Source organism: Peribacillus sp. TH16 (assembly GCF_016651095.1).
Classification (GTDB): domain Bacteria; phylum Bacillota; class Bacilli; order Bacillales; family DSM-1321; genus Peribacillus; species Peribacillus butanolivorans.
The window spans coordinates 2,300,832-2,321,727 of sequence record NZ_JAEKEM010000009.1 but is presented as its reverse complement, the minus strand read 5'-3'; the positions used below and the strand labels follow the sequence as shown (position 1 = coordinate 2,321,727).

Annotated in this window: 25 protein-coding genes; 17 read left to right on the top strand and 8 right to left on the bottom strand. The window is 38.6% G+C overall.

The genetic code is table 11. From position 1 onward, the window contains the following. Positions 1-8 precede the first annotated feature (8 nt). Together JFV29_RS25270 and JFV29_RS25265 are read left to right on the top strand one after the other, a co-directional pair. Positions 9-260: a hypothetical protein gene (locus JFV29_RS25270; protein WP_201187115.1), complete on the top strand. Its 252-nt coding sequence runs from the start codon at positions 9-11 to the stop codon at positions 258-260. After that, the gene (locus JFV29_RS25265; RefSeq protein ID WP_201187113.1) at positions 200-1,393 is read left to right on the top strand and encodes a M14 family metallopeptidase; all 1,194 of its coding nucleotides are present in this window, start codon (positions 200-202) and stop codon (positions 1,391-1,393) included. The genes JFV29_RS25270 and JFV29_RS25265 overlap by 61 nt, the downstream gene beginning before the upstream one ends. A gap of 448 nt (positions 1,394-1,841) precedes the next feature. Here JFV29_RS25265 and JFV29_RS25260 read toward each other — a convergent pair whose 3' ends face one another. Further along, a complete protein-coding gene (locus JFV29_RS25260; RefSeq protein WP_242485367.1) occupies positions 1,842-2,168 on the bottom strand; it encodes a hypothetical protein in 327 nt (108 codons plus the stop codon). A gap of 314 nt (positions 2,169-2,482) precedes the next feature. Between JFV29_RS25260 and purT the strand changes: the two genes are divergently transcribed. Next, positions 2,483-3,640, top strand: a complete 1,158-nt coding sequence (gene purT / locus JFV29_RS25255; RefSeq protein WP_201187111.1) for a phosphoribosylglycinamide formyltransferase 2 — start codon at positions 2,483-2,485, stop codon at positions 3,638-3,640. Between the two features lie 84 nt (positions 3,641-3,724). Here purT and JFV29_RS25250 read toward each other — a convergent pair whose 3' ends face one another. Then, the gene (locus JFV29_RS25250) at positions 3,725-3,886 is read right to left on the bottom strand and encodes a hypothetical protein (protein ID WP_242485482.1); all 162 of its coding nucleotides are present in this window, start codon (positions 3,884-3,886) and stop codon (positions 3,725-3,727) included. Between the two features lie 163 nt (positions 3,887-4,049). On the opposite strand from JFV29_RS25250, the gene JFV29_RS25245 reads away from it, so the two are divergent. The 9 genes from JFV29_RS25245 to JFV29_RS25205 all read left to right on the top strand — a co-directional run bounded on the left by JFV29_RS25245 (position 4,050) and on the right by JFV29_RS25205 (position 10,084). Continuing rightward, a complete protein-coding gene (locus tag JFV29_RS25245) occupies positions 4,050-5,423 on the top strand; it encodes an alkaline phosphatase (RefSeq protein WP_274607084.1) in 1,374 nt (457 codons plus the stop codon). A 20-nt stretch (positions 5,424-5,443) separates the two neighbouring features. Next, positions 5,444-6,088, top strand: coding sequence for a DUF4352 domain-containing protein (locus tag JFV29_RS25240; protein WP_201187109.1), 645 nt, complete (start codon positions 5,444-5,446; stop codon positions 6,086-6,088). Between the two features lie 108 nt (positions 6,089-6,196). Further along, complete coding sequence (locus tag JFV29_RS25235) at positions 6,197-6,349, top strand: YpzG family protein (RefSeq protein WP_201187107.1); 153 nt, start codon at positions 6,197-6,199, stop codon at positions 6,347-6,349. 349 nt (positions 6,350-6,698) lie between these two features. Continuing rightward, complete coding sequence (locus tag JFV29_RS25230) at positions 6,699-7,073, top strand: nucleotide excision repair endonuclease (RefSeq protein ID WP_053348790.1); 375 nt, start codon at positions 6,699-6,701, stop codon at positions 7,071-7,073. Positions 7,074-7,231: 158 nt separating this feature from the next. Further along, on the top strand, positions 7,232-7,402 hold the full coding sequence (locus JFV29_RS25225) for a hypothetical protein (protein ID WP_201187105.1): 171 nt from the start codon (positions 7,232-7,234) through the stop codon (positions 7,400-7,402). Between the two features lie 313 nt (positions 7,403-7,715). After that, complete coding sequence (locus tag JFV29_RS25220) at positions 7,716-8,909, top strand: GTP-binding protein (protein WP_201187103.1); 1,194 nt, start codon at positions 7,716-7,718, stop codon at positions 8,907-8,909. A 24-nt stretch (positions 8,910-8,933) separates the two neighbouring features. Beyond that, positions 8,934-9,083 carry a 50S ribosomal protein L33 gene (gene rpmG / locus JFV29_RS25215; RefSeq protein ID WP_053348792.1) on the top strand — a complete coding sequence of 50 codons (150 nt, stop codon included), beginning with the start codon at positions 8,934-8,936 and terminating at the stop codon, positions 9,081-9,083. A gap of 125 nt (positions 9,084-9,208) precedes the next feature. Next, the gene (gene rpsN, locus JFV29_RS25210) at positions 9,209-9,478 is read left to right on the top strand and encodes a 30S ribosomal protein S14 (RefSeq protein WP_201187101.1); all 270 of its coding nucleotides are present in this window, start codon (positions 9,209-9,211) and stop codon (positions 9,476-9,478) included. A gap of 246 nt (positions 9,479-9,724) precedes the next feature. Then, on the top strand, positions 9,725-10,084 hold the full coding sequence (locus JFV29_RS25205) for a hypothetical protein (RefSeq protein ID WP_242486941.1): 360 nt from the start codon (positions 9,725-9,727) through the stop codon (positions 10,082-10,084). A 144-nt stretch (positions 10,085-10,228) separates the two neighbouring features. On the opposite strand, the gene JFV29_RS25200 is transcribed toward JFV29_RS25205, so the two are convergent. Both JFV29_RS25200 and JFV29_RS25195 read right to left on the bottom strand, forming a co-directional pair. Next, complete coding sequence (locus JFV29_RS25200) at positions 10,229-11,545, bottom strand: IS1182 family transposase (RefSeq protein ID WP_201187100.1); 1,317 nt, start codon at positions 11,543-11,545, stop codon at positions 10,229-10,231. Between the two features lie 481 nt (positions 11,546-12,026). Next, positions 12,027-12,413 (bottom strand): VOC family protein, encoded by a 387-nt coding sequence (locus JFV29_RS25195; protein ID WP_201187098.1) that lies wholly within the window; start codon positions 12,411-12,413, stop codon positions 12,027-12,029. A gap of 384 nt (positions 12,414-12,797) precedes the next feature. Between JFV29_RS25195 and JFV29_RS25190 the strand changes: the two genes are divergently transcribed. The 3 genes from JFV29_RS25190 to JFV29_RS25180 all read left to right on the top strand — a co-directional run bounded on the left by JFV29_RS25190 (position 12,798) and on the right by JFV29_RS25180 (position 15,338). Beyond that, positions 12,798-13,067, top strand: a complete 270-nt coding sequence (locus JFV29_RS25190) for a DUF1292 domain-containing protein (protein WP_056523102.1) — start codon at positions 12,798-12,800, stop codon at positions 13,065-13,067. A 227-nt stretch (positions 13,068-13,294) separates the two neighbouring features. Then, positions 13,295-13,723, top strand: coding sequence for a cell wall hydrolase (locus JFV29_RS25185; protein WP_201187096.1), 429 nt, complete (start codon positions 13,295-13,297; stop codon positions 13,721-13,723). A gap of 148 nt (positions 13,724-13,871) precedes the next feature. After that, positions 13,872-15,338, top strand: a complete 1,467-nt coding sequence (locus JFV29_RS25180; RefSeq protein ID WP_201187094.1) for a PAS domain S-box protein — start codon at positions 13,872-13,874, stop codon at positions 15,336-15,338. A 38-nt stretch (positions 15,339-15,376) separates the two neighbouring features. On the opposite strand, the gene JFV29_RS25175 is transcribed toward JFV29_RS25180, so the two are convergent. After that, positions 15,377-16,369 (bottom strand): NADPH:quinone oxidoreductase family protein, encoded by a 993-nt coding sequence (locus JFV29_RS25175; RefSeq protein WP_201187093.1) that lies wholly within the window; start codon positions 16,367-16,369, stop codon positions 15,377-15,379. Positions 16,370-16,529: 160 nt separating this feature from the next. Here JFV29_RS25175 and JFV29_RS25170 point away from each other — a divergent pair, with 160 nt between their 5' ends. Further along, positions 16,530-16,970, top strand: a complete 441-nt coding sequence (locus tag JFV29_RS25170; protein WP_053348803.1) for a peptidylprolyl isomerase — start codon at positions 16,530-16,532, stop codon at positions 16,968-16,970. Between the two features lie 345 nt (positions 16,971-17,315). On the opposite strand, the gene JFV29_RS25165 is transcribed toward JFV29_RS25170, so the two are convergent. Both JFV29_RS25165 and JFV29_RS25160 read right to left on the bottom strand, forming a co-directional pair. Next, the gene (locus JFV29_RS25165) at positions 17,316-18,254 is read right to left on the bottom strand and encodes an oxidoreductase (RefSeq protein ID WP_201187092.1); all 939 of its coding nucleotides are present in this window, start codon (positions 18,252-18,254) and stop codon (positions 17,316-17,318) included. 151 nt (positions 18,255-18,405) lie between these two features. After that, positions 18,406-19,176: a TSUP family transporter gene (locus JFV29_RS25160; protein WP_201187091.1), complete on the bottom strand. Its 771-nt coding sequence runs from the start codon at positions 19,174-19,176 to the stop codon at positions 18,406-18,408. Positions 19,177-19,415: 239 nt separating this feature from the next. Here JFV29_RS25160 and JFV29_RS25155 point away from each other — a divergent pair, with 239 nt between their 5' ends. Further along, positions 19,416-20,198, top strand: a complete 783-nt coding sequence (locus JFV29_RS25155) for a TrmB family transcriptional regulator (protein WP_056523112.1) — start codon at positions 19,416-19,418, stop codon at positions 20,196-20,198. A gap of 165 nt (positions 20,199-20,363) precedes the next feature. Here JFV29_RS25155 and JFV29_RS25150 read toward each other — a convergent pair whose 3' ends face one another. Then, a complete protein-coding gene (locus JFV29_RS25150) occupies positions 20,364-20,717 on the bottom strand; it encodes a hypothetical protein (RefSeq protein ID WP_201187090.1) in 354 nt (117 codons plus the stop codon). Between the last annotated feature and the right edge of the window lie 179 nt (positions 20,718-20,896).

Here is a 20,896-nt window from a genome sequence, read left to right as displayed (position 1 = left end):
ATTTATAAATGGATGCCTGTATTTATTTGAAGGTTAAACGGCTTGATGTGGAGAAAATTGAGCTGGGCTATTTGACCAATGTGACAGTGATGCCAACCAAAGCGGTTTGTATTTGTGTATTGGCACAACCCATTATTGGGATGAAAATTGGCAATAATTTGGTCAAACCAGCATACATTTGGATAAGTGGAGGTGCAGTATGGACGTTTTTGTGCGGCAGAATGATTCCTTGTGGCATTATAGCCAATTATTCAATGTGAATTATCAACTGATAATTGATTCCAATAGCGGGATTGATCCTCTTGCCCTCAAGATAGGACAGAAGATCAAAATTCCGGGCTTTACGACGACTGGTCATCATATTAAGAAAGGGGATTCCTTATGGGCGATTGCCAAATCACGCAATCTTCCATTGGATGCACTATTTTTGGTTAATCCTAGTCTCAATGCGAATGCCTTGAAAATTGGCCAGACGATTTCTGTACCATTAAGGATTACTTGGAGGCTTGTTCAAGGAAATCAGGAATATGATTATCAAATGATGATGAATGATGTAAAACGACTGAAAAGCATTTATCCTTTTATTAAAACATCCTCGATTGGAGATTCGGTTCTCGGGAGGGAGATCCCTGAAGTGCTGATTGGGAATGGTGACAAACGAGTGCACTATGATGGTTCATTTCATGCAAATGAGTGGATTACGACCCCTGTGATTATGACTTTTTTAAATGATTATTTAATGGCAATCACGAATCAAACTGGGATCCGCAGTCTATCTCTGTTCCCTTATTATCAGCAGACGATGCTATCTCTCGTTCCGATGGTGAATCCTGATGGAGTGGAGCTGGTTCTAAAAGGACCACCTGCTGATGCCTCATTGAAATCACAGCTCGTGGAATGGAATAATAATAGCGAGGATTTTTCCGGCTGGAAAGCTAATATCAATGGAGTCGATCTGAATGATCAGTTTCCCGCCAAATGGGAGCTAGAACAAGCTCGCAATATGGTAACGAAGCCAGGACCAGCAAATTATTCTGGAAAAGGTCCGCTAACGCAGCCAGAGGCAATTGCGATGGCTGATTTGACAAGAAAACGGGATTTTGACAGAGTGCTTGCTTTTCATACCCAAGGGGAGGTCATTTATTGGGGATTTGAAGATTTGGAACCACCCGAGTCTAAAACGATCGTCAATGAATTTGCGAGGGTCAGCGGTTATGAGCCCGTCAAATCCGCTAATAGTTATGCAGGATATAAGGATTGGTTTATTCAGGATTGGCGGAGGCCGGGGTTTACCGTTGAACTCGGCAAAGGAAAAAACCCGCTTCCTTTAACACAATTTGATGAGATTTATCAGAAAACGCTGGGGATTTTTTTAGCTGGTTTGTATATGTGAATTTGTCCATGTGAAAAAGCTCAACTCCGGGTCTTTAGGGGAAGAGCTTTTAGTCTTATAAACTATTAGACCGGAAACGATGAGGGCTGCTTCAATAATAAGGTAAAGTTTGAATTTCCTTATTGATTGCATGATTAACTCGTTTTTAAGCCTAAAAGTAACGATTTTTCTCCAGCATTCGTATTACTTAAATTGCAGCCCTTACCTAAAAGGTATACTAATAGTTTTACGGTAAAGAAGCTTGACTCCTTTAGCGCTAGTATCGGCCCCACCTACGCCAGATACATTGACGGCCACGCATGCCATCCAACCTAAGTTTATTATAATAGAAAGCGCTTACATTTACAAAAAAATCGTAGAACAAATTTCGACATCTACTCCTGTATACCCACCTTAGTGAAGGGAATTTGACTTCTCACTGAGGTGGGATTCTTTAGTGTTAACCATGTTAACGAGCGATGAATTCCTGAAGTTTTTTTGTTAGGCCGCCATTGCCAAATTTAATGAACTTTGTCTTTCCAGCTGCCTGTTCTGGAGAAGTAGCAAATTCCAAGAAGGCTAAAAGGTTGATCCGACGGTTAAGGATATGGATGATACCATATTCATAAAACCAATTATCAATCGTATTGTAAACTCCTTTATTCAGCGAATATTGCTGCTGGCACCATTGAAAAAATTTTCTATCAGGCAGATGTAGGTACTCCATCTCTTCTAAGCGGGTATTTTTTTTCTCCTTCATAATAGGGAACATAGGCCTTAGTAATTCTTTTTGCAAAGTAAATTCCTCCCTCATTTGATAATAACGAAAAGGCCCCCTATTCATGTTGTTGAATAGAGAGCCTCTAGTGAACTAGTCAGCCGATATATTTTATTACATAAAACCAGCATAAAACATATTAATCTTAGTTGTCAAGTGTGAATTAAATATTGGTTTTTGTGTTAAGCGTTTTATTTGTTAAAAAACCTGTATTTATTACGTTCACTTGCTATTAATAGAGAAAAATAAATGAAAAGACGAATAAAATTTTGTGTTTATTCATTTATAGTTCGTATATAATGGTTTTGAAGACATGGAGGGGGAGAGACTGGATGTATAAATCGAAAAAGATTTTATTATTAGGTTCGGGTGAATTAGGTAAAGAGGTCATTCTTGAAGCACAGCGTCTTGGTGTAGAGACCGTTGCCGTAGACCGCTATGAACAGGCACCTGCAATGCAAGTTGCTCATCGAAGTTATGTCATCGATATGCTGGATGCGAATCAGCTTAGGGAAATTGTTGAAAAAGAACAACCCGATTTAATTGTGCCGGAAATTGAGGCTATTGCCACATCTGAATTAATCAAATTAGAGGATGAGGGCTTTCATGTCATTCCAACAGCAAGAGCGGCTAAGTTAACAATGGATCGTGAAGGAATTAGAAGGTTGGCTTCTGAAACACTAGAGCTTCCAACTGCTGCTTACAAATTTGCTGATACATATGAAGAATTTGTCCTAGCTGCCAAAGAGATTGGGTTTCCTAATGTCGTAAAACCGCTAATGAGTTCTTCAGGGAAAGGGCAAAGTGTCTGCCGTACGGAAGATGATCTTGAAGAATGTTGGCAAATTGCGATGGAAGGCGGCCGGGTTCAAAATGGACGAGTGATAATTGAAGAATTTATTCGTTTTGATTCTGAAATCACGCTCCTTACTGTTCGTGCAGTAAATGGAACGATGTTTTGTGCTCCAATCGGTCATATTCAGCAGGGTGGGGACTATATTGAATCTTGGCAACCTCATAATATGACAGAAGCACAAATCGTAGAGGCGAAAAGAATTGCCCAAGCCATTACAGATGAACTTGGAGGATACGGATTATTTGGGGTAGAACTTTTCCTATCTGGAGATAAAGTCTATTTCAGTGAAGTTTCTCCACGCCCGCATGATACAGGGCTAGTGACATTAGCTACCCAAAATTTATCGGAGTTTGCCCTGCATGTAAGAGCAATTCTAGGGTTTCCAATTCCAGAAATCACGCTGATTACTCCAGGAGCCAGCCGTCCGTTAAAAGCGCCAGTTGAGTTATCGGAATATTCTATAGTTGGTGTTGAACAAGCCTTGGCTTTGCCGAATACACAAGTGCGCGTCTTTGGAAAACCGGTCACGAAGGTTGGTAGAAGGGTAGCTGTTGCTTTATCTTCCGCCGATTCAGTCGAAATTGCGCGAGTGAATGCAGCCCGTGCTTTGGAATGTTTGAAGGTAGAGAAGTAATATTAAAAAGCGCTCTGGAATAGAGCGCTTTTTTTACTTTAGACATGATTGTCCATCTCCATGGTTAATCCATAAAATCCACAACTAAGTTCGACTAGTTACAGCCCTGCTCCAGGGGGATGTGAAGAATAACACAGCATCGGCTGCCTCTTCAGGGGCAGTCACTTTTTGGAGTGGAGTACTTTCTATTATCATCTGGAAAACCTCATCTGAAGTAGCAGAACTGGCATCCGTTTGTTGAAGCAGTCCACCTCGAACTATATTACGATGACTCCGTCTTTTCCTAATTTGTATTTACTCTGTCTTAACAATTAAACCGCTGCATTTTTACATTTCCTTGACACTAGGTTCATCTTCTTCCCTTATAGTTTAATTAAATATATGAACTAATTTATGGGAGGTCATTTTTTTGAAGAGTAAATTGAGTAAAAGATTTTTGCCTATTACCCTCGTTTCTGCCTTAGCAATTGGAAGTTTAACATGGTCCACAACTAATGAAGATGCGTTGGCAAAGGAAAAATCACAAAAATCACCAGAAATTAGAAACGTCATTTTCTTGATAGGTGACGGCATGGGTGTTTCCTATACCTCCGCTTACCGGTATTTAAAAGATAATCCTGCTACTTCAGTGGCAGAAAGGACAGAGTTTGATAAATACTTGGTTGGTCAGCAGATGACATACCCAGAGGATTCTGCACAAAACATAACGGATTCAGCTTCAGCGGCAACGGCGATGTCTGCAGGTGTGAAAACCTATAACGCTGCAATCGCTGTTGATAATGATAAATCTAATGTCAAAACGGTGTTGGAAGCCGCAAAGGAAAGAGGAAAAGCGACTGGACTTGTTGCGACTTCGGAAATCACTCATGCTACACCAGCTTCCTTTGGTGCACATGATGAAAGCCGGAAAAACATGAATGCTATTGCGGATGATTATTATAAGGAATTAATTAATGGCAAACATAAGATTGACGTCCTGCTAGGTGGTGGGAAATCCAATTTTGTCCGACCGGATATTGATTTGACGAAAGCCTTCAAAAAAGATGGCTATAGTTATGTAACCGATAAAAATCAAATGTTAAAGGATAAAAATAAACAGGTTCTTGGTTTGTTTGCTTCAGAAGGACTACCGAAAATGATTGATCGTCCAAACGAAACTCCTTCTTTGAAAGACATGACAAATTCAGCCATTCAGCGTTTGAACAAAGATAAAGATGGGTTCTTCTTGATGGTTGAAGGAAGCCAAGTCGATTGGGCTGGACATGATAATGACATTGTAGGTGCGATGAGTGAAATGGAGGACTTTGAAAAAGCATACAAAGCGGCCATTGAATTTGCAAAGAAAGACAAGCATACCTTGGTAGTGGCGACTGCTGACCATTCTACTGGAGGATTCTCAATTGGAGCAAAGGGTATTTATAACTGGTTCGGTGAACCGATTAAGGCTGCAAAACGTACACCTGACTTTATGGCTGATGCGATCGTGAAAGGCGCGGATGTAGAAAAGACTTTAAAACAATATATTGATCAAAATAAAGTCAAGCTGACTAAAGATGAAATCAAAACGGTTTCAGATGCAGCTAAAACAAAAAATGTGACGAACATCGATAATGCTATAGAAGCAATATTTGATAATCGGACTAATACCGCGTGGACAACCGGCGGTCATACAGGTGAAGATGTACCGGTCTATGCATACGGTCCATATAAAGAGCGCTTTGCTGGCCAGGTTGATAATACGGACCAGGCTAAGATCATCTTTGATCTATTAAAGAAAAGGTAATGAATTCTGGGAGGGATTCCGTGAACAAACTAATTATTGGTGCCCTTTTATTAACCACATTTGGTGCTCTAAACACTCAACCAGCTTTTGACGAACAGAAAGGGAAAGAAAAAACGGAGGAAGTTGCACAACCATTGGTGAAAAAGGATGTCTATGTTCCGAATCCACAACTTCCTGATGATATTAACCTGAAACAAATTGGCCAAACGGTCTCCGATGCAAAAGGTGAACTAACATTAAAGGCCTATAATAAGGCAAATGAGTCTCTGAAGGTCGGTCCGATTGAGGTAGTAATCAAAGATATAAAGGTGATGCATGCCTTCCCGGATTACAGTATGATTGATTTCTTTCATGGATACACACATGATGACGAATTCGATATCGTAAAAGTGAATGTTGAAATCAAAAATACTTCAGAGAAAAACGTTATGTTCTCCCCGGTTGCTTTTCTGGAAACTGACAGTGGGAAACATATGACATGGGAAGATGACATCTACTTAGAAGAGCTGAACGGGGAAATAGAAGGAAATGGCTCAAAGCAGGGGAACATTGGTTTCATTCTAAGTGCTAAAGATGTGAAGGGAATTTCCTTTATGACAAGTGATGCGATTGATAGTCAAGGGAAGGTCCTTTCAAAAGGTAAATCCATGGAATTTACTTTTTAATAATAGTGGTGTATGAATGCCTTGCAAAAATCAAATACTAGGACATGTGATAGGGATGACCTATCACGTGTACAGAATATCCAAATCCTATTGATGAGGTGATACAGAATGAGTTATAAAGATCAATTAGATCCACATTCTCAAAAGTTTCACCATAACTGGACAAGACCTAAGCGTTCCAAGTCTCAAGTAAATGGCCATACGCAAGAATCGCAAACAAACATTAAACTAAAAAGTAATGCAAAGGCTCACAAGTGGTAACGGATATTTCTGATAAAGAAGGAGACTCTTAACGGGTCTTCTTCTTTATATGTTGGGGTAAAATATACATAGGACCGTGATATAGGTTTTTAATATATGTGTTCTTTCACTGATTTCCATGATTACAATCTATATCGCTTATAAACGCTCAAATAGGCATGCATGGCTTTTCCTTCATAATTATGATAACATTTACCTTTAGGAATAAAGCAGAGCCGGGCCGGGCCGTAAGTTGCCAGGCGTTGACACAGGGCGCAGCAATTTTGGTTTTGTGCATATTAACCATCAAAGGGTAAACAGGCCCAATGTTGGAAGTTTTACCTTACACAAATAGAGGACGTGATTTTTAATGATAAATATTGAAATCCCTGCAGCGGATATAAGCATTAAACAAAGGAAACAAGTAATAGAGGGAGACGAAGCGATCATCCCAGAAATTTACGGGTTCATTGATTTTCATTTAATTCCCCGTGATAAAGGCGGCATCATCATGTTTTATAACGAAAATGATGAGCTGATTTTTGTCGGAAAAGCACGTAAATTAAGACAAAGAGTCAAAAAACATTTCGAGGATAATGTTTCTCCGATTAAGTTACACCGTAATGAAGTCAAAAAAATTGACATTCTTGTTGTAGAAGACGCAATGGAACGTGAAATCTATGAAACGTACATGATCAACAAACTTCATGCAAAATACAATATCGACAAAGTGTTTTATAAATAATAAGAATCAACTATGAAAAGCTGACTGCCTATGCAATCAGCTTTTTTTGTTACATCTAAAGTACAAAAATAAGTCCGTACATTTACAGTTTCTTGATGTTAGGTTAACATTGTTGGTTTATATTTGAAGTATTCCAATACATTTTCAGGAGGTTGCTATTGAAGAAAATACTTTGTAAAAAGGTGTTAGTTATCTCGGTAGGGACAGTGATTGCCTTTGGGAATTTAACGTGGTCCGTGTCACAAGCTTCTAAACTGGCGAAACAACGAGAGATTGAATCTTTTGAACAAGAGACAGTAAAATCTTCAGAGTTGGAAATGGTGGAATAAGGTTAAAATTGGTGATGTAGCTTAATGTTAATATGACAATAACACTGGAGGTTCTTTACACATGCTGTTATGTGTGATTGGTCCTCCATTTATTTTTGTTTTTATTTTTATGATTCTTATACTATTAAAAAAGGTGTAATAGAAGGAAAAATGAAATCAATAAAAATTTCGAAAAAAACTTGCAAATAGTAATGATTACGTTTTATTATAAGGGGGGTGGATTTAAACAGAAAGTAATCCTATGCTATAAATCGTAATGATTTCGATTTGTGAATGGATTTAAAATGCAGATATGTTTAAGGAGTGTTTGTGAATGAGAAATAAGAAAATCCCCGTTACGGTTTTAAGTGGATACCTTGGTGCGGGAAAGACGACGCTGCTGAATCATATCCTTGAAAATCGAGAGAATCTGAAGGTTGCGGTCATCGTCAATGATATGAGCGAGGTCAATATTGATGCGTCCCTTGTCAAACAGGGAGGGTTTACTCGGACAGATGAAAAGTTGGTGGAAATGCAGAACGGTTGCATATGCTGTACACTTCGTGAGGATTTAATGATTGAAGTTGAAAAGCTGTCCACAAAAGGTAATATCGACTATATTGTGATTGAATCGACTGGTATCAGTGAACCCGTTCCAGTCGCTCAAACCTTCACGTATGTTGATGAAAACGTGGGAATTGATTTATCAAAATTTTGTCGGCTCGATACGATGGTTACCGTTGTTGATGCGAAGAACTTTTGGCAGGATTACGCTTCAGGGGAAACTCTTATTGATCGAATGCAGGCAACCGATGAGGCCGATCAGAGGGAAGTGGTTGATCTATTGATTGACCAAATAGAGTTCGCTAATGTGATTCTTTTAAATAAAATCGATTTAATGAAAGCAGAAGAAGTTGCGGAATTGAACGCGGTTCTTCAAAAAATAAATCCTGATGCGCGGATCATTGAAACGAGTCATTCCCAGGTGCCTCTAAAAGAAGTCATGAACACCCATCTGTTCGATTTTGAAAAGGCGAGCCAAGGAGCAGGCTGGATAAAGGAATTAAATGAAGAGCATATTCCAGAAACCGAAGAATTTGGGATAGCCTCCTTCGTTTACAGAAGGAAAAAGCCATTTCATCCATCGCGGCTGATGACGTGGTTAGAAAGTTGGCCGGTGGAAGTGGTGAGGGCAAAGGGCTTCCTTTGGTTGGCATCGAGAAACGATACAGCAGGCCTGCTATCACAGGCTGGACCGTCATTAATGATCCAGGGAGCAGGTAAATGGATTGCAGCTTATCCTAAAGATGAACAACAGCAGATATTGCAGGATGAACCTGAATTGTTGAAAAGCTGGGATGAACTTTACGGAGACCGGATGACGGAACTGGTGATGATTGGCATTCAAATGAATCAACAGGAAATCGAAAATGAATTAGATCAATGCTTATTGACGGAAATAGAGTTGCAGCAGGATTGGTCTCAGTATGAAGATCCATTACCTGCTTTTACGGAAATAGTTCATTAAAAAACTAAATAGGAGGAAACAAAGATGAGAGTAAACATCACTTTAGCATGCACAGAAACAGGGGACCGAAATTATATCACAACGAAAAACAAGCGGAATAACCCGGATCGAATTGAATTGAAAAAGTACTGCCCGCGTTTAAAGAAACACACGCTTCACCGTGAAACGAAGTAATTTTGAATATTAAATCGTGATGATTACGTTTTATAGAGAAAGATAGGTAGCGGAACGAATCGTGAACAGTTTATAGAATTATATAACCTAAATATTCTCTATATTTTAATAAAGGAGAGATTCAAATGGCCAAAAAATCTAAAGTAGTAAAAGCACAAAAACAGTTGGCGATGGTAGAAAAATATGCAGAAATCCGTAGGGAATTGAAAGAGAAATGGGACTTTGATGCATTGGCCAAACTCCCACGAGACTCTTCACCAACACGTGTTCACAATCGTTGTGGAGTAACAGGAAGACCGCGTGGGTATATGCGCAAATTTAACATGTCACGTATTGTTTTTCGAGACCTCGCTCATAAAGGACATTTACCTGGTGTCAAAAAGGCAAGCTGGTAATAACGGGGATAAAAGCAAAGGTGATTCAGGGGTAGGGTCCCTTGAATCATCTTTATTCGTAATAGTCCTCACACCACTTCCTTTTTTATTTCATTGAATCCTGTATCGAATGTTCGTGGATGTAGTGGTTCTTGTACGCAAAACTTCTGCTTACATCGTTTGGACAATGGCTTCAATTATTAAGAGATTTCCTTTTCCTTTGGTTCTTCATATAATTGAAGAATCATAGGGAAGAAGGAATGAGAAATGGGACATATATTTTGGATGATTTATTTAGGAATATTAGGAACGGCCGCGATTGGTTTTCTCATTAAAGGTGCTTATAAAACCTCTCTTGCAAAAATGGATTTTGTCATTTCGATTATCACTTGGGTAGGGTTATTTGGGTACATAACGAAAACCTCTATCCTTACACCTCTGGTATGGAAATGCGTATTTGTTGGTTCTTTGCTATGGGATATTATTTTCAGCTTTATGAGCAAAGACTACAATAGTGATAAGAAAGCAGAAGAATTACCTGATTCTATTAGTAAATTATTGACTGCAATCACATTAGTCGTCTGTCTTGGACCGTTATATTATGGGTTATTCAAATATGCATTCTAACAACTAAACCAAAAAAGAACCTGTAAGGTTCTTTCCAGTTTGTAGACAAAAGGGGTCCAGAATGTTTTAATTCTGGACCCCTTTTGAAATTCCCTTTGAATTTTGATCAAGATTAAGAGATTGGGCCTCTACGAGCCCACTTTATTAAGCCATTATTGGACCTTGCCATGTCCAATTGGCAATCTTCTTTAAATTCATGGCAGCGAATGTAAGCATCGCCTGCATCGACAATTTTTTAAGTCCCCTTAAAGTAGTCCAACGCATACCATGCTTTTCTTTTGCATCTGCGAATACACGCTCTATTGTTTCTTTGCGTTTCGCATATATAGGTTTTACATCCTTGTGGTGACGCAGATGATCTGCTTCTTCCATATAATTTTGCCAGATATGGCGTGTCACCACTTTTTGATGGTCTTTGCTTACTGTACACTGTGATAAAAATGAGCATGTCGCACAAGTGTGTTTGGGTGATTTGTACTCGCGATAGCCCTCTTTATTTGTTGTTGAGTACTTTAAAATCTCGCCCGATGGGCAGAGATAACAATTAAAATGTTCATCGTAAACATAGTCATGCTTGCGAAAGAACCCTTCTTTTGTTCGTGGACGTGTATAGGGTAAAGCTGGTGTGATTTCTTTCCCAAAAAGGTAGCTTGTAATGGCTGGTGTTTTGTAAGCTGCATCTGCGGCAACAGCTTCAGGTTTTCCAACTTTCTCAATCACTTGTTCAACAAGAGGCTCTAAGATATGACTATCATGCGTATTTCCTGGTGTTACAATCGTCCCCAGCACAAAACCGTTGCGGTCTGCAGCCGCATGAAATGAATAGGCAAACTGTTTTGTTCGTTCATCTTTTACATAGTAGCCACTCTCAGGGTCAGTTGAACTTTCTTTAATTTCTTTGGTTTCTTCTTTATCAAATTTATCCGGTGGAAAAGGCTTCTTTCCATTGTTTTCACGATCTTGATTTATTTCTTCTTGAAGGCGTCCTTGATATGCTCGTGTTTCCTTACGAACGATTTTCTTTTCGAATTTCCGCTTATTCGCACTGGCTTTCACATGTGTTGAATCAACGAATACGTGCTCTGCACTAATTAACTTTCTTTCTGAGGCTGTCATTAAGATACGATAAAAAATCTGTTCAAACAGGTCTGTATCTTTAAAGCGACGCTCATAATTTTTCCCGAACGTTGAGAAGTGAGGTACTTTATCATGGAAACCGTAACCTAAAAACCAACGGTAAGCCATATTCGTTTCAACTTCTTCAATCGTTTTACGCATCGAACGAATACCGAAGGTATATTGAATGAATGTCAATTTAACTAAAATAACTGGATCAATACTTGGGCGGCCTATCTCTGAATACATCTCTTTCACCAAGTCATAAATGAAAGTGAAGTCAATGGCCCCCTCAATTTTACGAACCAAATGGTTCGCTGGCACCAGTTGATCCAAAGTAATCATTTCAACGCTGAATAGAATTATGTTTCGAAAGCATCGTCATCACCTCAAGTTTTAATACTCCTATATTAAAACAAAAAAGACTGTAGGAAAAAGTGTTTATTTCTAATTGTTAAAACAAAGTTGATTGGAACGGAAGGTGCGAGACTCCTGCGGGAAAAGCGTGTCCAAGGGAGACCCCACAGGCGCAAAGGCGCCGAGGAGGCTCCCTGACCGCCCGCGGAAAGCGAGTGCCCTACGTTCCAATCAACGTTCGAATTTTTACACCCCCTCAAAAAAACTGTAGACAAACTCGATTTTCATCGAGTTTGTCTACAGTCTGAAAGAACCTGTAAGGTTCTTTTTATTTTGGTTAAAGAGAAGGGGGATTCCTTTAGTAGGTATGATATAGCCATATATTTCAGCATTGTTGTAAAAGAGAGGTGTTTTATGATGCAACGCAAAGAAAGCAGAAGTTTTAGCAACTCTGCTTTTTTATTAATAATTATCTTTGGAAAAATTCAATCCATTCTTTTTCTGGTCCATATATGTAGAAATAGCGATAACCATTGGGCAGGGTAACAATTTCCTGATCAATTAGCTCGACGTTTTCAAAGCCTTGAATCCGAGCATATTCTTCTTCTATATCATCGACACTGATGGCAAAATGATGAATTGTTGCTTCGGATGGCAGCGTGTCGCTATAACCTTGAATTAATTCAATTTCTGTTTCGTTTGAATCATTGTATCCAAGGAATGCTAGTTGGATTACCCCATCTGTATGTGGCACCCGCGATTTCAATTTTAAATCTAAAACATCCTGATAAAAGATTATGGATTTTTCAAGATCTCTAACAACAACTCCAATATGATCGACTCTTTTTATAGCCAAGGAACTTCCTCCTTCTGTTTAGGTGCAATATGCTAATACTAGTATATATAACATTATTCGTAATAAAATTACAATTTGAGGCAGTGTTTGTCTGATTATTAAAAAAATGATTAATGAAGGAAGAATGGACTGGTAAATCGTGAAAAGTGATCGATAAATCAATAGACAATACTTAATGAAGAAAAAGTATTGTCTACACATGTATAGTGGAGAAGTCATTTGTTAAGGACAGGGGAATACGAAAAATATATTGAGGCTATAGTGACATATTTCAAAGAAAGAAAAGAATTTATCTTTTTGTAAGCAAAAATTTGTTTCTATATGAAATAGTAGATATACTATGGGAACAACGCCATTATTAATGGATATGAGAGGAGAGATATTATGGGAAAAATTCGAGAAGGTGAAGTTTTCACCCTTACTGATGACAATGACGAGGGCCATGAAGTTGAAGTTCTGGGATCATTAGATGTAGAAGGAACGGAATATGTAGCTGTGGGCTTGCTTGAAGACATAGAAGAAGATACAGAGGAAGATATCGATATTTTCTTTTTCAGAGTCGAAGGTGAAGGAGAGCTGATTGATATCGAAACGGACGAGGAGTTCGAAAAGGTATCCTTAGCGTTCGAAGCAGCTTTTGATCCGCAGGATTGATGGGGAAATGGAAAAGACGGCACATTAGGTGTCGTCTTTTTTATATGTATGAAAAGTACTGGCCCCGCCTTCGCCAAATACCATGATAGCCACGCGTGCTATCCACCCTTACATAAGTATAGTGCCGCATTGTTGATAGGACATGTAGTGTGTATGTAGGTTTTGTTAAATCAAGAAGTCATTTTTCTACCTACTAGGCATAGGATAAAAAAAGTGGAGGTGATAGGATGGCCGTTGTAAAGCACACTGACGCCGATCTAGCCTTACTGGCGAGATTGCTTAGAGCAGAAGGCGAGGGTGAAGGTGATCAAGGCATGCTGATGATCGGTAATGTAGGGGTCAATCGGATAAGGTCGAATTGTTCCGATTTTAAAGGATTAAGGACGATTCCGGATATGATCTATCAGGAACATGCCTTCGAGGCTGTTCAAAAAGGATATTTTTATCAACGAGCAAGAGAGAGAGAAAAAAGACTTGCGCGTCGTAGTGTAAATGGTGAAAGGATATGGCCTTCAAAATTTAGCCTATGGTACTTCAGGCCACCGGGAGATTGTCCGGCAACCTGGTATAACCAGCCTTTAGTAGGGCGTTTTAAGCTTCATTGTTTTTATGAACCCACAGCTGAAGAATGTGAGAATATTTATAATACATTTTAGGAAAGAGGCTGAACCTTATATGGAGGTTTGGCCTCTTTGTGTGTCAAGTATGTAATCAAAATATCATATGATAAAACTAGCAAATGATTTACTGATACTGTAAAATTGAGACAGTAAATTTCCGGATAAGAAAGGAATAAAAAAATTGATGAGTAAAAGGCTTGTTAATTATGGGCAAAGGCAAATGGGAGAACAGTCGGAGGAAATCACAGAGCAACTTAAGTCTTTCATGGAGAATAATGCGGACGCCATTTCTATCGTTGATCTGGAAGGAAAAACCCTTCAAGTTAATTCTGCTTTTGAAGATTTTTTTGGTTGGAAAAATGATGAAATAATAGGTAAGCCGTTTCCGATTATTCCTGAATTCTTGAAGGAGTCAGTAAATGAATTGCATAGCCAGGTTAGGGAAGGGGAACAAAAGAAAGGCTTTGAAACGGTTAGACAAAGAAAAGATGGCCAGTTAATCAATGTGAGCATCTCCCTTTTTACTATCCGAGACAATAAAAATGAGCCGAGTGCATTGTCCTTCGTTTATCGGGATATCACGGATCAAAAGCTTGCTGAAGCTGCCTTGAAGGAAAGTGAAGAAAGGTATCGCAGTTTAGTGGAAGTATCACCTGAAGCGATTTTTGTGCATCGTAATGGGGTCATTGAGTATATGAATCCTATGGGGGCAAAAATGCTAGGTATGGATAGTGTAGATGATATTATTGGCATGTCCGTTTTTCAGTTCGTTCACCCTGATTCTCTAGAAACTGTAAAAAAACGAATCAAGATAATGAGAGACGATTATAAAGCAGTTGATTTATTGGAGCAAAGGTTCATTAGACTTGATGGACAAGAATTTTATGGAGAAACACTTGGACTTCCGATTATTTATAAGGACCGTCCAGCCATACAGGTGTTTTGCAGAGATATTACCGAGCGTAAGAAAACAGAAGAAATACTTTGTAAATCTAACATGCTATCTGCGGTGGGGCAGATGGCTGCGGGTATTGCACATGAAATAAGGAATCCGTTAACAACGGTTAAAGGATTTTTACAACTATTGAGAGAAAGCCCTGATAAAAAGGACTATCTTGAAATGACTGTAAGTGAAGTTGAGAAAATTGAAATTTTAGCCAATGAATTTTTGAGCTTAGCAGAGCCTGAAGCGAAGGTTTGGGAATCGATTCAGCTTACCGATATATTAGACAGTGTAATTATGTTAGCCGAGTTTCAGGCGATAATAAATGACGTTGAAATTATCAAAGAATATAAAAAGAATTTTGCATGGGTCCTTGGTGAGCCTACTCAGTTAAAACAGGTGTTTACTAATGTCGTTAATAATGCGATAGAAGCAATGCCTAAAGGAGGGAAACTGCATATTCAGTTAAAATATGAAGGGGAATCCATAGTTATCTCCTTTATTGATCAGGGTAGTGGAATCTCAGAAGAGCGTATAAAGCATTTAGGACAGCCTTTTTATAGTACAACGGAAAAAGGAACAGGATTAGGACTCATGGTCAGTACTAAAATCATTCATGAGCATAAGGGTGAAATCCAATTTAGTAGTGAAGTAGGAAAAGGAACCATCGTTGATATCATTCTCCCTATCGATAAAAATTCACAATGAAAAGTGACGAGAAGTCAATGCTCTCGTCACTTTTTGGTTTATAGTTTAACGATTGTTCTGCCTCTTGCTTCCCCTTTTAAAAGGGTAGGAAGGACATCCGGTAAATCTTTAAGGGTAATTTCCCGTTGTATGAGCTGTTCTAAATGTGCCAGCTTAAAATCGGTAGCGAGTCGCTGCCAAACCTTCAATCTCGTATCCATTGGGCAATTCACGGAATCAATTCCGAGTAAATTAACACCTCTTAGGATGAATGGAAAGACAGTAGCTGGTAGATTGGTACCTGCTGTTAATCCACTTACCGCAACAGAACCTCCGTATTGAATTTGACTAAGGACAGAAGCAAGTGGTTCTCCGCCAACTGGGTCAACCGCACCACTCCACTTTTGTTTGCCTAGTGCCCGAAGCTTGCCATTGTAGACATCTTCACGTGATACAATTGTTGAGGCACCAATTTCCTTTAGGTACCCGTGTTCTGATTCTTTTCCTGTACTCGCCTCAACCGAATAGCCAAGTTTGGAAAGTATCGAGACTGCAAAGCTGCCGACCCCACCTGTTGCACCAGTTACGAGAACACTTCCTTGATCAGGAGTGAGGTTATTTTCTTCTAGACGGAGAACCGATAAGGCCGCAGTAAAACCAGCCGTCCCGATAACCATCGCTTCTTTCAATGTAAGGCCCTCAGGAAGTGGAACAATCCACTCTGCAGGAACGCGGGCAAATTCACTATAGCCCCCGGATTGGGAAACGCCGATTCCATAGGAAGTCGCAATGACTTCGTCTCCCTCTTTAAAACGGGGATTCTCTGATGAAACGACAACACCAGCTAAATCAATTCCCGGAACAATTGGATAGTTTGTGACTATGTTTCCATTCGGAATGCTAGCTAGGCTATCTTTATAATTCACACCTGAATAATGAACGCGGATGAGCACTTCGCCTTGAGGTAAGTCATCAAGTGTTAGTTCCTGAATGCTAACGGAAAATTGGTCCTCTTGCTTGTCCACGACTAATGCATCAAATCGTTGTACCATAATTAGTTCCCCCTTTGATTTAAATCATTCTAATTATATAAGAAAAGACGGTAAGCTGTATAATGATTGAATTCAAAATAAATGGCTCTATCTTTTCTTTCTTCTTCTAAAAATGTTACTATAAGGTTTGATTCAGTTTATATTAAAGGAGATGTTTTACATGGCTAAAAAAGGATACATACTTATGGAAAATGGAGAAAAAATCGAATTCGATCTTTTCCCGAACGAAGCACCAAACACAGTAGCTAACTTCGAAAACTTAGCGAACACAGGATTTTATAACGGCGTAGTATTTCACCGTGTCATCCCAGGTTTCGTAAGCCAAGGTGGAGATCCAACAGGTACAGGTGCAGGCGGAAGCGGCACACAGATCAAGTGTGAAACTGTAGGAAATCCTCATAAACATGAAGCAGGCAGCCTATCTATGGCACATGCTGGAAAAGACACTGGCTCAAGCCAATTCTTTATCGTTCACGCACCGCAACCACATCTTAACGGTGTCCACACGGTATTCGGTAAAGTAACATCTGGACTTGAAACAGCTAAAGCTATGAAAAATGGCGACAAAATGGAGAAAGTCGAAGTTTTTGACGCTGAATAATGGATGTAGAAAGAGGAAGCATTATGCTTCCTCTTTTTTTGGTCTTAAAATCCATGTTAGTGTGGACCGCATAGCATATCTGGAAAGAAGATGAGAGGGGGGAGGCAACAGCTAACCTATTTGAGATAAAAACTTGCCTGCCTTTTATTCATTCGGTCTCTTTTGCTTTCATTGAGAATAGTGGATATAAAGTGATTTTTTCATTATTAAGCATTTACGCACCTCTTTAATGTTTTTAGTTTCTTTCTTTTATAGGCTCACCCATTCTATTGAAAAGGGAAAAATAAAAAAGAGCATTGAAAATTGCTCTTTTAACGAATGTTTTATAAGTGATTGACTCGATAATTATTTATTGTATATGTCTGCGGTGAAACTATATTTGACACCTGTCATAGTTTCCGAAATATCCCACAATTTCTTCGAGGTTTCCTTATTATATAAAGTATCAATAATATCGTCTTTTTTAGGAAAGCCTTTTCTGCCTTTCTTTCCATCGGGTCCGATGTATTCTCCGCCCGTTAAGGCAGGTTCCGTCGCGGCGTACAGAGTCGGAAGCGCCCCCATGCTTGCAGGCTGGGTGATAGTTTTGGAAAGAAAGTGGACGAACTTATTTACCGGTCTTCCTGATCCGCGTGACATAAGATTCGTATGAGCAAGGCCAGGGTGACAGGCAACACTAATCGAGTCGGCTTGGTGCTGATTGAACTTGTTCTGTAATTCGCGGGCGAAGAGAAGATTGGCGAGCTTACTTTGCCCATAGTATTTCATGGGTTTATAATTAGTTTCACCATTTAAGTTATCGAAGTCAATAAATCCATTGATGGCGGCTAAGCTGCTTAATGTGACAACCCTCGATTTTGGTGTAGAGAAAATACACGGAAGAAGCAGACCTGTCAAAGCAAAATGACCGAGATGATTGCTTCCTAATTGTAGCTCGAAACCGTCCTTCGTCTTACTGTAAGGTGGGATCATGACACCTGCATTATTGATAAGAACAGAAAGTGAGTCATAGTTTTCCAAATAGGAATCAGTAAAATGACGAATGCTGCTTAAATCACTTAAATCGAGCTGCATCACTCGTACGTCCGCCTTAGGGTAGACGGAGGTAATTCTTTCGACAGCCTTTTCGCCCTTTGAAGCATTCCGAACCGCAAGAATTATCTCTGCCCCTTTACTAGCGAGCACAAAGGCTGTTTCAAAGCCAATACCGCTATTAGCTCCGGTAATCACAATCGTTTTCCCAGTTACATCTACCATTTCTTCACCATTCCACTTTTCACTCATCACCAACCACACCTTTCCACACATTCTATATCTATCTATCATATACCCAAATAATTCCTATATGTCACATTTAGAGGTGTGAAAGAGTGTAATCAAATCGAAAAACATGTTAAGTCTAATTTAACTTAAAGGTATGCCGGCTTATAAACGATTACAAAATTTTTATGTAATCAATAATATTTTTTATGATTAAGAAAACAGTAACAAAGATAAATAACACTCTTACATATGCTACTCCTTTCTTAATGGCGAATTTAGAACCTACTAAAGCTCCTACTATCATAGATATCCCCATCGGTATCCCATAGGAAAAGTTGACCGCATCAAGAAAAATGAACATGATGAGCGCCGCAATATTACTTCCGAAGTTTAGAAATTTTGCGTTTCCCGCTGAGTGTAAAAAATCGAAACCAATAATCAAAAAGGCAAATAATATAAAGGATCCTGTTCCAGCACCTAAAAATCCATCATAAAAACCAATTGCAAATATAGTAAATGAAAATAGAAGGGCTTTTTGCAAAGATAGTTTTTGGTAAGTCGATTCATGTCCCCAGTTTTTCTTTAGAATCGTATAAATAGCAACGGCTATTAAGAGAACTAATACCAATGGCTTTAATAATTCGGGTGAGACAAAATTGACTACCCAGGCACCTAGTAAGGACCCTGTGAAAATAAGAGGAAACAACTTTGCTACTAATTGAAAATCGACTTTTCCTGAACGGATAAAGGCAATGGTACTTGTTAAAGATCCCATTGAACTGGCCAATTTATTCGTAGCAATTGCCGCTGTAGGGGAGAGACCTGAAAATAATAAAGCAGGTATAGAAATGAGACCTCCGCCTCCGACTACAGAATCAATAAATGCTGCTAGAAATCCGAAACATACTAACAACAAAAGTGTAGAAATATTAATATCTTCCATCTAAGAAACCTCCGTATCAATAGAATTAAGGACGAATCACTCGCTGATGGGGGCTCCTTAATCCAAAGTTATCTACTTTACTAAAAAAATTAGAGTAAGACATTTTTTAGTTACTACTTAAATAGTAACTAAAAAAATTATCCATGTAAATAAGACTTTTACGATTTTATAACTTCTTAACTTTTCAAATAGAGATTTGGTATGATAGATATAACTTACTAATTGCACTAGGAGGTACTATGCAAGATATCATTCAAAAAATTCAGTCTCTAGGATTTAGTCAATATGAAGCAAAGGCTTATGTTTCTTTGGTACGTCAAGGACCAACAAGTGCCTATCAAGTGAGCAAGGAATCAGGAATTCCTAGAGCACGTATCTATGAAATATTAAATGGGCTTCAAGAAGAGGGAATCGTGTTAAAAGAAGAAATTAATGATTCGGTTCAATATTCACCTTTACCTGTCGATGTATTTTTAGAATCTGTTCAAACAAAATGGAACAATACCTATCAATCCATAAGTGATACATTAAAGCAATTTGAAAAAACAGAGCCCATTTCCGATAACCGTGTAATGACTCTTAAAGGAGAACGGCATATTCTATCCTTTTGTCGTACTTTATTACAAAAAGCTGAGAAAAGAGTGATTGTTTCCATATGGGATAAGATGTATGAGAAGCTTGAACAAGAGCTAAAAGATACAGCAGCATATTGTAATCTCAAAGGTATTGTTTTTCAAGTTGACAACCCATTACCAGGGATAGATATTCATCGTAAAACCAGCTATGTAGACAATATTGGAGAGAACAAATGGTTTATCTTATCCATTGATGGCAAGGAGACAATTTACGGCCCCTCTTCTGAAGAAAGAGAAACAGCGTTTTACACAGATGATCCGGTTCATATCAATTTTCTAGAAAACTACATTTGGCATGATATCCTCGTTAACCGACTAGTTAAAAAGGATAATGAAGATGCTGAGAATTGGATATCGAGAGAAAGAGATCAGTTTTTCTCACTCTAGTTAGATCCTGTTTTACCTTTGTTTCTAGTGCACAATTCAAATAAAGTTCAAAAAAGCTGATATCCCCAATGTGGTGGGATATCAGCTTTTTTAATTATCTACCTTAGCTTCTGATTCTGTGTTGTTGATTTGTGGATATACTTATATTTAAACGATTCAGGATATTCATTCGGATAAAAGGTTTTTTGGAAATTTTATTGGAGTGGGTAAGCTAGAATGATCGCGATAAGACCGGTAAGAAACAATCGTGTGGTCGTGAGAATACACGTCCAACTGTAGAATATGTGAGCTTTTCATTTCCAAATAATACGAAACATCTTCTTTTTGTAAATGATAAAAAGAATAAGCTATACCTAAAAGGTCTTTTTCTATTTGCTTGGTTTCAGGCTGATTCATAATATGCTCACTCAACTGCAAAATCGTAACAGATGTTGATCTTGTGATGTCTGTTACTTTTTCTTTTGCATAATCAACTGCATGACTAATAGTATCGGCAAGATTCTTTAAGATTCCGTCCATAAGGGTTTGTATCTCCTTTGTATTGGGGTATGTATAGTATGGGGTACGTGGCTTATGCTTTATGCAATAAATTCCTAAGGAAGAAATAGAATAGGTCATTTATGAACATTATTAAGAGAGAACAAATAGAAAATACAATTTAAGCAGTACAGCCGTAAAAGGAAAAATAAATTTAGCAG

Coding starts and splice junctions, on each gene's coding strand:
- JFV29_RS25270 (WP_201187115.1), top strand. CDS start 9: ATGGATGCCTGTATTTATTTGAAGGTTAAACGGCTTGATGTGGAGAAA.
- JFV29_RS25265 (WP_201187113.1), top strand. CDS start 200: ATGGACGTTTTTGTGCGGCAGAATGATTCCTTGTGGCATTATAGCCAA.
- purT (WP_201187111.1), top strand. CDS start 2,483: ATGTATAAATCGAAAAAGATTTTATTATTAGGTTCGGGTGAATTAGGT.
- JFV29_RS25235 (WP_201187107.1), top strand. CDS start 6,197: ATGAGTTATAAAGATCAATTAGATCCACATTCTCAAAAGTTTCACCAT.
- JFV29_RS25230 (WP_053348790.1), top strand. CDS start 6,699: ATGATAAATATTGAAATCCCTGCAGCGGATATAAGCATTAAACAAAGG.
- JFV29_RS25220 (WP_201187103.1), top strand. CDS start 7,716: ATGAGAAATAAGAAAATCCCCGTTACGGTTTTAAGTGGATACCTTGGT.
- rpmG (WP_053348792.1), top strand. CDS start 8,934: ATGAGAGTAAACATCACTTTAGCATGCACAGAAACAGGGGACCGAAAT.
- rpsN (WP_201187101.1), top strand. CDS start 9,209: ATGGCCAAAAAATCTAAAGTAGTAAAAGCACAAAAACAGTTGGCGATG.
- JFV29_RS25205 (WP_242486941.1), top strand. CDS start 9,725: ATGGGACATATATTTTGGATGATTTATTTAGGAATATTAGGAACGGCC.
- JFV29_RS25200 (WP_201187100.1), bottom strand. CDS start 11,545: ATGATTACTTTGGATCAACTGGTGCCAGCGAACCATTTGGTTCGTAAA.
- JFV29_RS25190 (WP_056523102.1), top strand. CDS start 12,798: ATGGGAAAAATTCGAGAAGGTGAAGTTTTCACCCTTACTGATGACAAT.
- JFV29_RS25185 (WP_201187096.1), top strand. CDS start 13,295: ATGGCCGTTGTAAAGCACACTGACGCCGATCTAGCCTTACTGGCGAGA.
- JFV29_RS25180 (WP_201187094.1), top strand. CDS start 13,872: ATGAGTAAAAGGCTTGTTAATTATGGGCAAAGGCAAATGGGAGAACAG.
- JFV29_RS25175 (WP_201187093.1), bottom strand. CDS start 16,369: ATGGTACAACGATTTGATGCATTAGTCGTGGACAAGCAAGAGGACCAA.
- JFV29_RS25170 (WP_053348803.1), top strand. CDS start 16,530: ATGGCTAAAAAAGGATACATACTTATGGAAAATGGAGAAAAAATCGAA.
- JFV29_RS25165 (WP_201187092.1), bottom strand. CDS start 18,254: ATGAGTGAAAAGTGGAATGGTGAAGAAATGGTAGATGTAACTGGGAAA.
- JFV29_RS25160 (WP_201187091.1), bottom strand. CDS start 19,176: ATGGAAGATATTAATATTTCTACACTTTTGTTGTTAGTATGTTTCGGA.
- JFV29_RS25155 (WP_056523112.1), top strand. CDS start 19,416: ATGCAAGATATCATTCAAAAAATTCAGTCTCTAGGATTTAGTCAATAT.
- JFV29_RS25150 (WP_201187090.1), bottom strand. CDS start 20,717: ATGGACGGAATCTTAAAGAATCTTGCCGATACTATTAGTCATGCAGTT.